The following is a 2566-nucleotide window of genomic DNA, read 5'->3' on the forward strand; positions in this document are numbered from 1 at the left end:
AAGCTGTTGAAGGAGCTATCAAGGGCGTGAAGAATATCCTTCACAAAGACGATAACTAATTTTTAACATTCTGGAATCACTCTATTTTCTACCGTCACGTTTGACTGTGGAAGATAGGGTGTTTTTTTCATTCATCTTGGGTATAGAAAAAAGAGGCTGGGACAAAAGTCCTAGCCTCTCAATTGTCTTTGGATTGTCGAGCAAGACGCAGTGGTTGAGTGGGCTCTACTACGCTGATTTCATCAGCTTTTACAGCCCTACTCAACTGTGCGGAGGTGGGACGACGAAATCGAATTCTAACGAATTAACGATTTCTGTCCCACTCTCTTATAACGATTGTCTTTCTTTTAAAGAAAGGTTTACTAAATGGTGCTGCTTTACGAGCTTTTCAGTTTTTTATGTGATCGCTTTATCTTGAAACAGAATAAATTTTGATTGACTCATCCCTTTCAACATCGTCACCTCCATTTTCAACACCATTCATATAAATCCACGCTATTTAAAGTATCGTTTTGTTTTTCTTAATTGTGCAATATTGATATAGAGATGGATTAGAGCCGTTATAAGGACACCAACTAACTGCACTTCACCAAGAATGATGGATAAGGCAAATAAGATGATATAGACCGATGGTAAGATTAGCTGATTGAGTTTGAACAAGATTAAATAAGCCTCTGCCATTTCCGCCTGTTTTTCTCCCTCATCATACGTTTCTAGATAGTCTAATACCTCTTTTGGTGTGGCTAAAATAGGGATCTGGTAATTACGAATTTTGCTCGTTGTTTTGACGCAGAAACTTCCAACAAGAATGGTTAATACCGCTAAGAGAAAAACTGATAACGGAAGATCATGACTAGGTAACACGGTAACCAAACTGAAAAACATACTAACTTGCAAAACATTGTAAGCAACTGTCCCATAATCTAAAGAGCGATACATCTTGATATAAGCCAGCTCATTTAATTCATCATCTTCTTCTGCTAGGTAGCTATCATAAGCTTTCCTACTATTCATAATAAAATAAAGAGCTACTATGGTCGATAGTATTCCCAGACAGAAAAAGAAGGTCGTCAAAACAAACTGTACTTGCTCTTGAGAAATGTTTAAATGAAGATTTGTGAAGGCAACACCAAACATTCCGATTAAACCACCCAAGAATAAACTTCCTAACAATAGTAATAAATGTTTCTTTTTCATTTCCCATCTTCTTTCTAAAATAAACTAAGTAGCCCTTGAACCAGAGCATGACCAAATCCAAAGGTAGCTGTTAACACTTGATCACCAAAGCTATTCAGGAGAATGGCAACTAGATAGAAAAATAGGATCTTGTACCCTGATTTTTTGATGACCTCTTCAAGAGATCCACTCCCCATCCATCCAGCTAAAAGAGCATAGCTTATCACGGTGAGAAGACTAATTTCTATCGAAGATAGAAAAAGCAAACAAGCCAGTGCACGAATCATCAGAGGGTCTACCTTGAAATAATTAGCGATACCCGCACAAACCCCTGCAATTTCTTTGTGTTCGGTATCCACTTGAAATTCTGCCAAAAACTCTTTCATAATCTTACTCCTTTTATACTCTTTCTTTTACTTTCTTTTCCACCCGCTCAAAGACGAAACTAAAAATCAAGCTAGTCCAGAAAAAATAGTTACTGTCTAAAATGTGAATCCATCCCAGCAAGGTCCCGATCATCATCGAAACATTTGCTACAAAGGCAATGATACAAAGATAATACATTACTCTATATTTGTTCATGATTCTTCCTCCTCTAAGCGAAATACCGACTCTACTGGCTCATGAAATATCTGAGAGATTTTCAAGGCGATAATAATAGAGGGGGTATACTCATCACGCTCTAGCAAACTAACGGTCTGCCTCGATATACCTGCTAGCTTTGCAAGCTCGGTTTGGTTTAAACCATCACGAGCGCGAAGCTCTTTTAAACGATTTTTTAGCTTCATATTTACCATTGTCATCAAACTCAACCACTTGGCTTAGATAACCTAAAAACAGTAGAATTTGATATTTCCTCCTTTGCCATTAAATAAGATAGTATTACCGATACCCACATAGTTTCTCCCTATCTAAGGTCTTCTTTCTTTAACTTAATTACATTGTAACACATCTTTTTATTTTTGACAACGATATTAGTCAAAAATATCATTATTTTTGTCATTTTTTAAATAATAGCGATCAAAATTATTATTCTGAATAAGGATTGATTTAATATTTTTCTAAATAGAGGTGAAATGGATACTTAAAATCAAAAAATAACGGGATAAATTTTAGTTTTTTAGACAAAAAAAGACAGGCAAGAGAAAATTCTTGAATGTCTGTATAGATTGATAGTATCTTGTTGATTAAGGTTTATAGGCAACTGACTTTGTCAGGTTGCAGCCGTATTTGTAAGTAGTGTCATTTTTTTGAATGGACGTAGGACTCTAACATTTCGAAGTCCATTTTTGCTTATATGGTAACATACTGGACCATCTATCGAACAGATAGATAGAGTTGGGCCAATTAAAATTTTCTTATGCCGGTATCTCTACTTTTTTAAATGTAT

The 2566-nt window shown here is 35.7% G+C and carries 4 protein-coding genes; all 4 read right to left on the bottom strand.

Annotation, left to right across the window (positions count from 1 at the left end):
- Positions 1–495: 495 nt before the first annotated feature.
- From RWN13_RS23570 to RWN13_RS23585, 4 genes are read right to left on the bottom strand one after another with little or no spacing between them, the layout of a single operon-like run.
- Positions 496–1197: a DUF3169 family protein gene (locus RWN13_RS23570; protein ID WP_314068708.1), complete on the bottom strand. Its 702-nt coding sequence runs from the start codon at positions 1195–1197 to the stop codon at positions 496–498.
- A gap of 14 nt (positions 1198–1211) precedes the next feature.
- Entirely contained in the window at positions 1212–1562 is a 351-nt protein-coding gene (locus tag RWN13_RS23575; RefSeq protein ID WP_314068710.1) for a PspC domain-containing protein, read from the bottom strand.
- Between the two features lie 13 nt (positions 1563–1575).
- A complete protein-coding gene (locus RWN13_RS23580) occupies positions 1576–1758 on the bottom strand; it encodes a hypothetical protein (RefSeq protein WP_314068711.1) in 183 nt (60 codons plus the stop codon).
- On the bottom strand, positions 1755–1964 hold the full coding sequence (locus RWN13_RS23585; RefSeq protein ID WP_155125239.1) for a helix-turn-helix transcriptional regulator: 210 nt from the start codon (positions 1962–1964) through the stop codon (positions 1755–1757). Before RWN13_RS23585 ends, RWN13_RS23580 begins: the two co-directional genes overlap by 4 nt.
- Between the last annotated feature and the right edge of the window lie 602 nt (positions 1965–2566).

The sequence above is a fragment of the uncultured Vagococcus sp. genome (assembly GCF_963518325.1).
In the GTDB taxonomy this organism is placed as follows: domain Bacteria; phylum Bacillota; class Bacilli; order Lactobacillales; family Vagococcaceae; genus Vagococcus_D.